The sequence below is a fragment of the Paenibacillus sp. FSL H8-0282 genome (assembly GCF_037963825.1).
In the GTDB taxonomy this organism is placed as follows: domain Bacteria; phylum Bacillota; class Bacilli; order Paenibacillales; family Paenibacillaceae; genus Paenibacillus_AQ; species Paenibacillus_AQ odorifer.
Map to the genome: position 1 here is coordinate 1,806,313 of NZ_CP150146.1, position 13,926 is coordinate 1,820,238.

Here is a 13,926-nt window from a genome sequence, read left to right on the forward strand (position 1 = left end):
TTTGCAGAAGGAAGGTGTCACAAATGGACTCCATGGACAAAACGGTCAAATTCAATGTGAAGGGCGACGAAAAGGAAGCTTCTCCCCAGGAAATATTGCTAGCAGTATACGATGCACTGGTGGAGAAAGAGTATCATCCGATCAATCAGATCGTAGGGTATCTTCTTTCCGGAGATCCGGCTTACATTCCGCGCCATAACAATGCGAGAAGTTTGGTCCGGAGAAAAGAACGTGATGAGCTGATTGAAGAGCTGGTTAGATTCTATCTCGTCAATCACAGGGTGGACAATCCGAAATGAAGAAGAAGTTAGGTTTAGATTACGGCGACCGTAGAATCGGTGTAGCCACAAGTGATGTTTTTGGCTGGACGGCACAAGCTCTTGAAACGATTGAGCGCCGAGGTACGGGTAATGAGTTCGAACGCATTCGTGAACTTGTTGCAGAGCACGAAATTGGAGAGATTGTAGTTGGTCTACCGAAGAATATGAACGGCTCAGTAGGACCCCGGGGCGAAATCTGTATAGAGTTCGCTGATAAGCTACGGGAAGAGTTAGAAATGCCCGTACACCTTTGGGATGAGCGTCTGACGACGGTATCCGCAGAGCGGGTGCTGATTGAAGGGGACGTCAGCCGGAAGAAACGCAAGGGGATTGTGGATAAAATGGCTGCAGCCCTGATTTTGCAAAATTTTTTGGATGCTAACAGTAAAAGGTGAGGGGTGCGAGGATATGACAAACGAACAGATTGGCCAAGAGGAAGAACCGGAAATTATCTATATTCCCGATGAGGAAGGTAATGAAGAGGAATTCGAGGTCATTATGAAGTTTGAGGTTGATGGCTCGGACGCTAAGTATATGATGGTGGTTCCGCTAGACTCCGAGGACGAGGAAACCGATGAGGTATACGCGTTCCGTTATGTGGAAGAAGGCGACGATCTTCAATTGTTCATGATCGATAATGACGAGGAGTGGGCGATTGTCGAAGAGACTTTCAACACACTGGTCGACGAGTTGGACGGAGGATCGGAGAATGACTGAGATATCCGCTGATCAAGCGGTATGGACTTCACGGCTTAAAGAAGCCTACGGAGAAACTGTAGAACTGGAAGATGAGCAAGGCAAATCTTCCATTTACGATATTATCGCCGAATTTGAAGTCGGTGATCGCGGATATGCAGTGCTGAAAGGCTCTGGCAAAGACGTGGAGTATGAAATCCTGCGTATCGTTGTCTCTTCTGACGGACTTCCGGAATTGGAGAGCATTATGGACGATGAAGAGTGGGAAGACATCTCTGAGCTATACGATGAGATGACTTTTCCAGCAGATGGCGCTGAATAAAACTTAAACATGTACGTTACATTTATGATGGGCACGGAAGAGGGCGGAGAATTCCGCGCTCTTTTTGCTTGAAATGCGAGCAATATCCTATATACATCAATCTAAGGAAATATATATTGAATTTTAGGCAATACACTTTTATACTTTATAGTCGGAAAGTGAGGAACCAGACTTGAAATCCGCAATCCGTACTGTGTTAATCATTATTCTTTTGCTGGTAGCAGCAGGAGGTGGGGGCGCATGGTACATTTGGAACGGGATGCAGCCGGTAGAGCCTGCAGGTCCTGCTGTAACATTTACGATAGAGAAGGGCATGGGAAGTGCGGAGATTGCTGATCTGCTTGAGCAAAATGGCATTATCCGTAAGAGTCTTTTTTTTAAGGGATATTTGAAATGGACTAAAGAAGGCTCTAGCTTCAAAGCAGGTACTTATATCGCTAAGCCCGGTGACAGCTATGATGAACTCATTGCAAGATTAAATGCAGGTGATGTAGTTAAGGAAGAAACTGTGGTCTTTACTATCCCCGAAGGATATACTGCTGAGCAGATCGCTAAGAAGCTCGCTGAAGCCTGGAATCAGGATGCGGCTACTTTTCTTGAAATTATGGATACTGGTGCAGGTTTGAAGGGGATTGATATTCTGGGTATCCCGCAGGATAAGAATCTACGCCACCGTCTTGAAGGATATTTATTCCCCGAAACCTATGAACTGGCCAAAGATAGCACGCCCCAGGAAGTTGTAGAAGCGCTTTTGGATCAGTTCCAGAAGAAGCTAGATACGATTCCTAACTGGCAGCAAAAGCTAGAAACGCGTGGATTGTCTCTGCATGAACTGTTGACCGTAGCCTCGCTGGTTGAGCGGGAAGTTGTGGTGGATAGTGAACGTCCGCTTGTGGCTGGTGTTATTTATAACCGCCTAAAGAAAGAGCAGAAGCTGGAGATCGACGCTACCGTTCAATATTTACTCAATAAGCAGAAGGAAAGACTTTTGTATAAAGATTTGGAAGTTGATAGTCCATATAATACGTATAAGAATATTGGACTTCCTCCGGGACCTATTAGTAATCCGGGGCTGGAGTCCATTCAAGCGGCACTCGAACCAGAAGCTTCTGAATATTACTTCTATGTGACCAAAAAAGATGGTACACAGGGCCATTTATTTGCTAAGACCTACAAGGAACATTTAGCCAATATCGAAAAAAGTAAGCAAGAATCGAAATAAACTATTAAAATGAAGAGTGGTGCGGTTGAAATAACTGTACAAGTAGGAGGTACAACATGACTAACAAACCGGAATTGCTGGTGACGGCAGCGTCCTTGGAGGAAGCTGCTGCTCTGCTGGATGCCGGAGCAGATGCGTTGCTCATTGGGGATGACCGTTTCGGGATGCGGCTTGCTGGACATTTCTCTCTGGAGGATACAGCGACTGTCGTAGAAATGGCACATTCGCGAGGCTGCAAAGTGTATGCAAGCTTGGGTGGGCTGATGTCCAACCGTCTGCTGGATGAGCTTCCTGCCTATGTGAAGGCTTTAGGTGAGCTTGGCATTGATGGTGTTGAATTCGGGGATCCAGCAGTGTTAACCACTGTGAAGAAAGAAGCGCCAGCAATGAAGCTGCACTGGAATGCGGAAATGACTTCCACAAACTATGCGACAGCGAATTATTGGGGACGCAAGGGGGCTTCTCGCGTTGTGCTGGCCCGTGAGCTGAATATGGATGAAATGACGGAAATGGTTCCGCTTTTGGAGATTGAGGCACAGGTGCAGGTTCATGGAATGACCAATATATACCATTCCAAGCGGAAGCTTGTTGAAAGCTATATGTCACATCAAGGCCGTCCTAGTGATGGAGGAAGTCTCGGGAAGGAACGCGGACTATTTCTGATTGAGGAAGAACGAGATGACCAGAAATTCCCGATTTATGAAGACGAGAACGGCACTCATATTATGAGCTCGGATGATATTTGTATTTTGGAGGATCTGCATATTCTGATGGCTGCAGGTATACACAGCCTTAAGATTGAGGGACTCTTGAAATCGATAGCGTATAATGTAACGGTTGTGAAGACTTATCGTAAAGCTATAGATCTTTATGCGGCTGATCCGGAAGGTTATGCCTTCAATGAGGAATGGATGGATGTAATCAGAACGGTGCAGGACCCTGAACGGGAGTTAAGCTTCGGATTTTTCTATAAAGAGCAAGTATATTAAGTTTGATAAAAATAAAGAGGTTATAGGTCCCCACGAAGATTAGGTACAGCATTTATAGCATGTGACTTAGCTTTGTGGGCGATGGAGGGGAGAACAGGAATGGGAACCATGACAAAGCCGCAATATAAGGGCAAACGTTACCGTCTGGACAAACCGGAGCTCCTCGCTCCGGCTGGTAATTTGGAAAAATTGAAGTTCGCAGTACACTATGGTGCGGATGCTGTTTATATCGGAGGACAACAATACGGCTTGCGTTCCGGCGCAGATAATTTCAGCTTCGAGGAAATGCGCGAAGGTGTTGAATTCGCCAAGAAATATGGCGCTAAGGTATTTGTTGCAACAAACATTTATGCTCACAATGAAGATGTCGCGGGAATTGAAGAATACCTGCGTAACTTATATGAAGCTGGGATTGCTGCTATTATCGTAGCTGATCCAATCATTGTAGATACAGCACGCCGGTTAGTGCCTGGTCTTGAAGTGCATTTGAGTACACAGCAGTCTACGTTGAACTGGCAAGCGGTGTCCTTCTGGAAGGAAGAGGGGCTTCCGCGTGTTGTTTTGGGCCGTGAGACAAGCCTGGAAGAGATCGCTGAGATTAAAAAACATGTCGACATTGAAATCGAAAGCTTCATCCATGGTGCAATGTGTTCCTCGTATTCGGGTCGTTGTGTATTGTCCAACCATTTCACCGACCGTGATTCCAATCGCGGGGGCTGTTGCCAGTCTTGCCGCTGGAAATATGATTTGTTTGAGGATGCACGTCCGGAAGGGACTTGGGTGTCTGAGGAAGAGCAGGCTGAAGCGAAATCTCCAGCTCCTTTGCTTCCCGGGGTAACTCAGATTCCACTGCATCAGCAAGGAGATAATCCCTTCTCCATGGGCTCTAAGGATTTGTGTATGCTGGAAAGTATACCTGAACTGATTGAAGTGGGTATCGACAGCTTCAAGATCGAAGGACGAATGAAGTCAATCCACTATGTGGCTACTGTCGTTAATGCATATCGTAAAGCCATTGATGCTTATATGGCAGATCCGGAAGGGTATGAATTGAAGCAGGAATGGCTGGATGAGCTTAACAAAGCGGCTAACCGTCCGCTAAACACAGGATTCTTCTATGATACTCCGGATCATGAAGATCATATCTATGAGCCTGAAGAAAAAGCAGCTCCGTATGATTTTGCCGGACTTGTAATTGAATATGATGCTGAAAGTGGTACGGCACTAGTTCAACAGCGCAATCACTTTAAGCCAGGTCAGGAAGTAGAATTCTTTGGACCTAACGATACGTTCTTCAAGCAAACGGTTGGCGAAATATGGGATGAGAAAGGCAATTCGCTTGATGCTGCCCGTCATCCACTGCAACCTATTCGTATGAAGGTAGATCAACCGGTTGCATACTTTGATATGATGCGTAAGAAGAAGTTTTAATAAAAAACAGGGAAGCCTTTGGTCATCCAAGAGCCTCCCTGTTTTTCTTTTTGACAAAGCAAACAATAAGTTATATATATTAGGGATTAACAAATATCTCCAAGAGAGGAGGTGCAGCAAGCTATTTATTATGTTTAAACATACATAGGTTAAAAGTTGTAAAAAAAGTCTCGTAAAGCTAAGGAAAAAGACCTAATACGCCGATATATATATTGGTTAACGCTTTCATGCGTATTCTAATATTAGCGGGTAGGTGATCAAGATGGGGGATCCTGATCAAGATAGTATTAGTGAAAAGCATAATGAGAGAAGGTTTAGCATGAATAAAAAGAATAAGAAATCGGCGATCACAGGAAACAAGGAAACAAGCAAGATTGAAGGGGCAGTTAAGACACCTAAGTTTAATTTGAAGAATGGGATAGATTTGCGGGGACAGATCAAAAGAGTTAATCCTATGGAATCTGTTGGCGTGAAGATATTCCTGATATTTTTGTGTGCAATTGTAATTGTGGTAATGGCACTTGGACTGCTATCTTATTCAAAAGCCAAGAAGACAATTAAGAACAACGTATCGGAAGCCTACCGTCAGACTATTATTCAGACCTCAGAAAAGTTAGATATTACTTTGAAACAGTACGAGAACTTGGCTTTACAGCTTTATTTTGATGCGCAGATGCAAGAAGATTTGAAGTCTTTAGTGACTGCACAATCTTCCTATGAGAAATTTGAAGCTACAAGCGCAGTAAGTAAAAAGTTATCCAGTCAGATTACAACGGATTCTAATATTCTTAGTGTTTCTTTGATCCCGGAGTCGCCTGATCAAGATATTGTTACAAGTGGCAGTGGCGGCATTAAGTTAGATAACATAAGAGAACAAGAATGGTATAAGAAGATTGTCGACAACACTGCATCTTATGAATCCTACTATTCTAAAGGTGATGGTGATGCAGCCAAGAACATATGGTTCTCGACAGCTGTTCAAGGTGATGGAGACAAAAATATTGCTATGGCAAGATCTCTCAAAACCCTGGGCTCAGGTACAGGATACATAGTCATCCTTGTGTTGAAGAATACATTGCTGGAGGAATCATTCGCAAGTGTACAGCTGGGAGATGGCTCTCGAATTCAACTTGTCACTCCTGATGGAACCGTAGTAGCTTCTTCGGATTCAAAAGACGATGGTAAACCTTCAGAGTTCGCTTTTATTCAGGCAAGTAAAAAGGATAACAAAAGCTTGGATGAGAAGGATACAAACGGGAAAGAAATCCTTGCTGTCTTTAATCCAATGATCCGGGCGGATTGGAAGTTGGCAGGAGTAGTCCCAACAGATGAGCTAGTAAAAGAAGCACGTCCGATTCTGTTGACTACTTTTATTGCGGCTGCTGGTGCGGCTCTGCTAGCCATAGTAATCGGGATCTGGATGGTGCGTATGATTGCTCGCCCTCTAGCACGCTTGAAGGATCTTATGGTACAAGGTGCAGGTGGTGATCTAAGTGTACGTACAGAATATGTCTCTAAAGATGAAATTGGCCAGCTATCAGCTTCCTTTAACGTGATGATGGAGCGTATTACTGAGCTTGTATCGCAAACGACAGAAACCGCTCGGGATGTGCTGGAGACCGCTGGTGAGCTTGGTGAAGCCTCACGGAAGACAGCTATTTCTGCGAAGGAAATCGCAGCCGCCACGGAAGAAATTGCCGGTGGGGCAGGCAGTCTGGCGCTTGAAGCTGAACGAGGTAATGAGCTAACAGATGTGATTGCTACGCAAATGCAGACTGTAATATATGCCAACACTGAGATGGATGAAGCAGCACGTGGGGTTGGTGAAGCTAGTGCTCAAGGCGCTAAGCAATTAACTGACCTGCTGGATCAGACTAGCCGCACTGGAGAAAAAACAAGTGCACTTGTCGAACGTGTCAACCACCTGAAGGAGACAGTATTCTCCGTAATTAAGGTGTTGGATGTGATGAAGAGTATCACACAACAGACGAATATCTTATCGTTAAATGCAACAATAGAAGCCGCTCGTGCAGGAGAAGCTGGTAAGGGCTTCATGGTAGTTGCGGGTGAAGTGCGGCAGCTTGCTGACCAATCGAAACAATCTATTGCCCTTGTTGCTGGAATTACGGATAAGATCATGGCGGAAATGAACGAAACGGAAGCTGTATTATCCGAAGTAGCACCACTGTTTAAAGAACAAGTAAGCTCCGTGAAGAGTACAAGTGATATCTTCCTGTCCGTAAAAGGACAGATGGATGAATTCATAACAAGCCTGGAATCGGTGACGACAGCGATCAGCAGTCTGAATCATTCGCAAGGTGTGTTGTCAGAGGCTATGGGGAACGTTAGCGCTGTAGCTGAGCAATCTTCAGCAACTTCCCAAGAAGTAGCTTCACTCAGTAATGAACAGCAAAATGTAAGTGATCAACTCGTTTCATTATCTGGCAAGCTGGAAAGTGCTTCAGGTCAATTGAAGGACAAGCTGTCATTATTCACTATAAAATGAGTGGATTCATCACTAATTTCTAAATTGTTTACCTAACAAAACCGCTTCTTCAACATGAAGAGGCGGTTTGTTGTTGTGTAATGAAGAACTACACCGTATAATAACTTTGTTAGGTATTTGTTATAATTTAATAACAAGTTAGGTAAAAAGTATTAAGGAGAAGGACCAAATGAAAGGTAGACGCATCTCTGGCTGGTGGTCCGTTATCGGGGACATGAGCATGGAACGCAAGCTGCTCCTCGTCTTTTTAATTATCATTACCCTCCCGCTATCCTTCATCAGTGTATTTACCTTCAAGAGCTACTCAGAATCTATTCAGGGGAACACCATTGCTTATTCTGAGAAATTAATCGATCAAATGATGGATGGAGTAGACGATTATATCGAAGATATGAAGCGTATTTCATCTATGCCCGCCTATGTGAATGATATCAAACAGAATTTAATACGTTCGAACAACTACCATGAGCAGAAAAAGATTATGGGAGGCGCAACTGGGAGTGCTGCTTTGTCGCCCGGTGATTTTGATCTTCTGTTGTCCATTCAACGGGGGATAGAGGGCAACATTTCGTTTATTAACAATATTAAGCGAGGTGCGAACTCGGTTTATATTTTTGACGCTTACGGAAATGGTTATTATTCTGCGAAGGATGGTGGCGTACGACTTGATCTCGAGCAAAGCTATAAATACTGGAGCCAGCAGACTAAGGATTCCAGCGGAGAAGCATTATTGTTCGGTACTCAAGCGTATACAAGTAATCTGCAGAGCACCCGATATGCTTTTACCGTTGTTCGCAAAATCGTGGATGGCTTGTTAAATCCAATCGGGCTGATTGCGGTTGAAGCGAATATTAGCAATTTGGAGAATCAAGTTACGGAGCTGGATAAAGTCACCCATGGGAAGTCGTTGATTGTGGATGAGAAGGGAATGGTCATCTACGACAGCGACAAGAAGCTGCTGGCCACAGATATTTCTGATTCAGACTTGTTCAAAAGAGTTGGAGGCATTTCTGGAAGCTTTTATGATACAGTCAACGGAAAAGAGCGGTTGAATATTTACTCTGGCTCTACCAAAACCAATTGGAAGGTAATTATCTCTATTCCTGTTGATGTACTGATGCGTGATGTGAAGCTGACCCGTAATACAACACTTGCTGCTACATTAAGTATCATAGTACTGGCGTTAATTATTTCGATTATTCTTTCCGTTGCCCTTACTAAATCGCTGACTCAAATGATTCAATTGATGAAAAAAGTTCAGGGCGGCGATCTGGATGTGATGTTCAGAGTTAAACGGCGTGACGAAATTGGTCTGCTAGGGCATCAATTTAATCGTATGTTAGCCCGAATCAGGCAGCTAATTCAGGATATTTACCGCATAGAAGAACAGAAAAAGGAAGCAGAGCTTCATGCGCTGCAGAGTCAAATCAATCCTCATTTTATCTATAACACACTGGAGTCCATCCGAATGACCGCCGAGCTGAATGATGATGTCGAAGCTGCGGATATGATCTCTATTCTGGGCAAACTGCTACGGTACAGTACAAGTGATCTGAGTGGTAATACGACATTGAAGCAAGAGCTTGGGTATGTGCGTAATTACGTCGAGCTGCTGAACTATCGTTATCCTAACCGTTTTTTACTGGATATCGATGTGCCGAAGTCGTTAGATAATTACTCTATTATCAAGCTGGTCTTCCAGCCTATCATTGAGAATGCAGCTTACCATGGCTTAGATGATAATAAGCCGCAAATGCATTTAAGCATCCGCTGCGAGATTACAGAGCAAATGCTGTTGTTTCATATTAAAGACGACGGGATCGGAATGGATGAAAAGACTTTGGAGAAATTGAATGATGGGCTGCAGAACGAAAGTCCTCCTAAGAAAAGCATTAACGGGGGGATAGGCATGAAAAATGTACAGCAGCGAGTGCGTCTTCATTATGGAGCGGCATTTGGGATCCAGGTATATAGTGAGCTTGGACGAGGGACCGATGTTATTTTGTCGCTGCCATTACTGGAACAGGAATTAATTGGCTTACCTGAGTAACGAAATAAGAGGGGGCTGTCCGTTGAAGGGGATGAAATTAGAATGGACTATGCGGACCATACTGTTACTTCTCTTAGTGTTATTGAGTAGTAGCTGTGCCAATAACAATAAGCAGACGGAATCCACTCCGCCTCCAGTTGGAGACGAGGTGAAGTCTGACTTGTCCGGCACCATAGTCATGATGACCAATCGAATAGATCTGATTGAGAACGGAACTTTTCAAGGATACGCGGACCAATTTAAACAGAGATACCCCGAAGCCAATGTGGAATTTGAAGGCTTGTCCAATTATGCAACGGATATTCTGGTACGGCTGTCCACGAAAGATGCCGGTGATGTACTGTTGCTTCCGGTGAATCTTCCGTCAAAGGAGCTGGATTATTTTTTCGAACCGCTGGATGAAGAAACCGCCGCTAGTGAGCGTTTCACCTCTTTTGCTACGTATAACGGGAAACGTTATGGGCTGTCCACGGGGACTACTACGGTTGGGATTGTCTATAATAAAAAGGCATTCGAAAAAGCAGGAATAGCTACTGTTCCTAAGACGCTGGATGAATTCTACGAAGCTTGTGCGAAATTAAAACAAGCGGGTATTATCCCCCTATATATGAATTATGGAGCCGTTTGGCCTTTACGTGAATGGGGAAACAGTTTGGTTAACTATATGACAGGTAATCCAGAGTATCTAAATAATATGGTAAATGAGGATAGCCCGTGGCAGCTTGATAATGAGTGGGGGAAATCAATTTCCATTGCTCGAACCTTAATTGGTAAAGGCTATGTTGAAGATGAACTATTCTCGAACAATTGGGAGATATCGAAGACTAAGCTAGCTAAAGGTCAAGCAGGGATGTATTTACTGGGAAATTGGACGATTGGACAAGTTCTTGATGTGGGGGCTGCCCCGGATGATATTGGATTCTTCCCGTTTCCGTATGATAATGGCAGCGCTCATTATGCGCCGATTAATCCAGATTGGTTCATGGGGGTTAGTAAATACACCAAGAACAAAGAGCTTGCTATGGCGTGGTTGAATTTTTTTGTGAAGGAGACTTCCTATCGAGATGATTGGGGATTTCTTCCGGCAGATGGAAGCTTGAATCCCTCTATGTCGCAGTATCGTGAGTTTTTATCTTATAAGCCTAAGCTACTCGATGCTACTGTACAAAGTGATGCGTTCATCGAGCTGGCGAATAGAGCCAAAATGTCCTTTTGGTCCGGGGATTATATTCAGGAGTTACTGGCTGCGCCTGATTTACAAAAGGCTTTTGACGAATTAAATGCAAAATGGAAGGAAGCGCGGGCAGGAGCGCCACAAACTTCTCAGCCTTAAAGTTAGTACTACATAAATTTGATGACATTCTCTGGAGGGTTATATATGGCTAAAAAGGTTACCATGCAAAAAATCGCTGATCATCTCGGCGTATCCAAATTCGTTGTCTCCAAGTCACTTTCGGGTAAAGGCGGCGTTAATGAGACGACAAGAGAGCGAGTGATTCAAGCGGCATCGCAGCTGGGTTATTTTACGCAAAAAAATGCTTTTGTCCAAGGTATAAAACGCACGCCTCCGGTAGGTGGCGGGGATCGGAATAAGCAATCCGTGCTGGTGTTAATGCCGAATATTCGTTCTCAGACGCAGGATTCCTTGTATTGGGGAAAAATTGTGGATGGTATTGCGATTGCGCTGGATCAGGAAGGGCTTGGGATGGTCATTATCTCCGAGAACCGTGCGGATAATTTCGTTAATATTTTGAATCCCAATGGAATCCTTGGTTTGATAGGTGTGGGCCAAATCTCTACTTCCTTGCTGCTTGAGGTACACCGTATTGGTTTGCCGATGGTGTTGATTGACCATGAAGATCCGCTAATTCCAAGTGATACCGTGTTTGCGAATAATGTGGATTCTATGGCTCGGCTTACAAATCATTTGATGGGCACAGGCCATACCCAAATGCATTTTATCGGCAATATTGGATTCTCACGCAGTTTCCGCGACCGGTGGATTGGCTTCCGGAGTGCGCTGGAGGAGAGCGGAATAAGACTGCCTTTGGAAGATGATGCGAATCTTTTTCTGGAAGGGGTGGAGGAAGACTTATTTCAGGAGGATTTTAAAAACTGGGTGAATAAGCGTAAAAAAGCCAAAACACTCCCGACAGCCTTGGTTTGCGCTAACGACTCCACAGCCCTTTCGGTCAGTGACATCCTCAAGGAAGAAGGGTTTAATATTCCGGAGGATATCTCGGTTACTGGCTTTGATAATATTGAGGATGCCTTAAGAGGCGTTCCACCGCTTACAACTGTTCATGTTCCTAAAGAAGCGATGGGCCGAGCCGCAGTGGAGAAACTTCTGAGCCGTATTCATAATCCTTCTGCACCGCTTGAGAAAATTCTTATTGCAGCGGATATTGTACATCGTGATTCCGTGGATAAGCCGCGAGACTAGAACTATGTTGATCTAAAAAGTATATAAAAGCCATGGAATCTAGTTTTGCTTGAGTAAGGGGGAGTTTAGTTATGACAGAATCAGTTGCCATGCCAAAGATTGAAGGCGAACAGATTCAACTACGCGGTGTGCAAGCATCCGATCTGGAGGCTTATTATAAATTTTTGCTTGATGTTGAGATGGGGCAATTAACAGGATCGCAAGAAGATTTCTCCCGTGAGCAGACGGCAGCTTGGATTCGTAAGATTAGTGTTCCAGCCGAGGATCGTGTGGATCTTATGATTATAGTAAAGGACACGGGTGAGCTCATTGGAGAAGTGGTACTAAATGAAATAGATCCGGACAATCGTAGTGCAAATATCCGGATCGGCATTTGTGGACAAGAACATCGGGGTAAGGGTTACGGTACTGAAGCTATGACTCAAATGCTGCGATATGGCTTTGAAACTTTGAAGCTGCATCGCATCCATCTCGGCGTATATACTTTTAACCCCAGAGCCGTTCATGTCTATGAGAAGCTTGGTTTTCAACGCGACGGTGTGGAGCGGGATGCTCTTTATGTAGACGGAGAGTTTCATAACATGATTCTGATGTCCATGCTTGAAGAGGAGTTCCGCAGTTTGTACAATTAAAAAAAGTGAATCTAGGGTAAGGAAGATTGTAGGTAACTTCCTCACCAGATTCACTATGAATATTAGTCTGTAATATTTCCAGCCATTTTGAGGCGTTTGGCAATTTCTTTAAAGTCTTCGGGGGAGATTCCGGGAGCGAATTCCTCTTCGACTGCCGGAGCAACGGGGATCGGAAAGCCTTTAGGGGATCCTTGAATAACTTCAAGCGGAAGATTATCCTCTGGGTGGGTTCCCTTCCAAATCTGATCGATGGCGCCGAAGTCACTTTCACTCCAGGTGTATAGCTTGGTATGCACGCCTTTTTCTTCATATTTTTTTGCTTCACTGAATGATTTATTATTTAACGAAGGAATCGGTACGAGCTTAGTTACATTAACACCTGTTGCCACTTCGATGGCTTTGGCATAAGCGACCACGTGGACACCACCACGGACTAAAAGGAATCCGACTACAGCGCGTGCAGCTGGATGGTCTGTCATTTCGTAGACCTTCATTTTATGTGTTCTGGCTCCGCATTCGAGGAAGAAGTTATGTAGCAGATCTTCCACTAGGTTGCCGCTATTAAAGACGTTTGCTCCGGTCCACGGGTTCCCCGTTGAATCAAAAGGCATAGCCCCTTGTGCACCAGCCAGAAAGTGATAGGATAGACGCGCATCTTTTGCGGACCCTAGAGGGGTGGAATCGGGCTCTTTATAACTTGTTGACCCTCGAAGACATTTGTTGATGGCATGCGAAACCAGCTCGACATGGCCAAGCTCTTCCGCTGTTATGCTCATCACCAAATCATAAAAAGGCTTCAGCTTGTCTTTTGAACGGAAATTAAAGGATTGAAAGAGGTAATTGTTAAGGGTCGACATTTCTCCGAACTTTCCGCCAAGTAATTCCTGAACAGCGGCAGCAGCATTGGGATCGGGCTTCTCAACTTCAGGAATCTCAATCATGATTTCATCCATACGTTTGAACATTAATATCTCAGCCTCCTTGGAGTTAGGGGTTACTGACCTATTTTGAGCTTAATCTATAGGAATTACTCATGAATGGGCTGAAAAGTATGGATGTGCGTCATGTAAAAGGCTTTTTGTGTCGAAAAGGCAAACGGCAAATACTATCAAATACGCAATTAAAACCACAATCAAATACGCAATCAAATACGCATATTAACCTGCTAACGGACACAGCAGACCCTATATGCAGTATTATCCGATATTTACAATGCTAACGGACTCCAGCGCAGCTATCGGCCTAGAAAACGCCCCAAATGGGACTCTTTTCAGGGAATAGCGCCCCTGGAGTCCGAAAACTTACTTTGAAGGCT

The 13,926-nt window shown here is 44.3% G+C and carries 13 protein-coding genes; 12 read left to right on the forward strand and 1 reads right to left on the reverse strand.

From position 1 onward, the window contains the following. The first annotated feature begins 23 nt into the window (after window positions 1-23). The 12 genes from NST94_RS07805 (at window position 24) to NST94_RS07860 (ending at window position 12,611) form a co-directional block, all read left to right on the forward strand. On the forward strand, window positions 24-299 hold the full coding sequence (locus NST94_RS07805; protein WP_036675601.1) for an IreB family regulatory phosphoprotein: 276 nt from the start codon (window positions 24-26) through the stop codon (window positions 297-299). Then, entirely contained in the window at window positions 296-715 is a 420-nt protein-coding gene (ruvX, locus tag NST94_RS07810; protein ID WP_036675598.1) for a Holliday junction resolvase RuvX, read from the forward strand. The genes NST94_RS07805 and ruvX overlap by 4 nt, the downstream gene beginning before the upstream one ends. Window positions 716-728: 13 nt before the next feature. After that, entirely contained in the window at window positions 729-1,037 is a 309-nt protein-coding gene (locus NST94_RS07815) for a DUF1292 domain-containing protein (RefSeq protein ID WP_038569507.1), read from the forward strand. Then, window positions 1,030-1,338, forward strand: a complete 309-nt coding sequence (locus NST94_RS07820; RefSeq protein ID WP_076104918.1) for a DUF1292 domain-containing protein — start codon at window positions 1,030-1,032, stop codon at window positions 1,336-1,338. The genes NST94_RS07815 and NST94_RS07820 overlap by 8 nt, the downstream gene beginning before the upstream one ends. A gap of 172 nt (window positions 1,339-1,510) precedes the next feature. Next, entirely contained in the window at window positions 1,511-2,560 is a 1,050-nt protein-coding gene (mltG, locus tag NST94_RS07825) for an endolytic transglycosylase MltG (RefSeq protein WP_248547697.1), read from the forward strand. A gap of 56 nt (window positions 2,561-2,616) precedes the next feature. Beyond that, the gene (locus NST94_RS07830; RefSeq protein WP_076126299.1) at window positions 2,617-3,549 is read left to right on the forward strand and encodes a peptidase U32 family protein; all 933 of its coding nucleotides are present in this window, start codon (window positions 2,617-2,619) and stop codon (window positions 3,547-3,549) included. Between the two features lie 99 nt (window positions 3,550-3,648). Continuing rightward, entirely contained in the window at window positions 3,649-4,980 is a 1,332-nt protein-coding gene (locus NST94_RS07835) for a U32 family peptidase (protein ID WP_036675585.1), read from the forward strand. A 319-nt stretch (window positions 4,981-5,299) separates the two neighbouring features. Further along, the gene (locus NST94_RS07840; RefSeq protein WP_248547696.1) at window positions 5,300-7,486 is read left to right on the forward strand and encodes a methyl-accepting chemotaxis protein; all 2,187 of its coding nucleotides are present in this window, start codon (window positions 5,300-5,302) and stop codon (window positions 7,484-7,486) included. 169 nt (window positions 7,487-7,655) lie between these two features. Then, window positions 7,656-9,536 carry a sensor histidine kinase gene (locus NST94_RS07845; protein ID WP_076277086.1) on the forward strand — a complete coding sequence of 627 codons (1,881 nt, stop codon included), beginning with the start codon at window positions 7,656-7,658 and terminating at the stop codon, window positions 9,534-9,536. A 31-nt stretch (window positions 9,537-9,567) separates the two neighbouring features. Next, the gene (locus NST94_RS07850; protein ID WP_076281179.1) at window positions 9,568-10,869 is read left to right on the forward strand and encodes an ABC transporter substrate-binding protein; all 1,302 of its coding nucleotides are present in this window, start codon (window positions 9,568-9,570) and stop codon (window positions 10,867-10,869) included. A 45-nt stretch (window positions 10,870-10,914) separates the two neighbouring features. After that, a complete protein-coding gene (locus NST94_RS07855) occupies window positions 10,915-11,979 on the forward strand; it encodes a LacI family DNA-binding transcriptional regulator (RefSeq protein WP_076126305.1) in 1,065 nt (354 codons plus the stop codon). Window positions 11,980-12,050: 71 nt separating this feature from the next. Next, window positions 12,051-12,611: a GNAT family protein gene (locus NST94_RS07860; protein ID WP_076281107.1), complete on the forward strand. Its 561-nt coding sequence runs from the start codon at window positions 12,051-12,053 to the stop codon at window positions 12,609-12,611. A gap of 62 nt (window positions 12,612-12,673) precedes the next feature. Here NST94_RS07860 and NST94_RS07865 read toward each other — a convergent pair whose 3' ends face one another. Next, complete coding sequence (locus NST94_RS07865; RefSeq protein ID WP_076126309.1) at window positions 12,674-13,576, reverse strand: manganese catalase family protein; 903 nt, start codon at window positions 13,574-13,576, stop codon at window positions 12,674-12,676. Window positions 13,577-13,926: the final 350 nt, after the last annotated feature.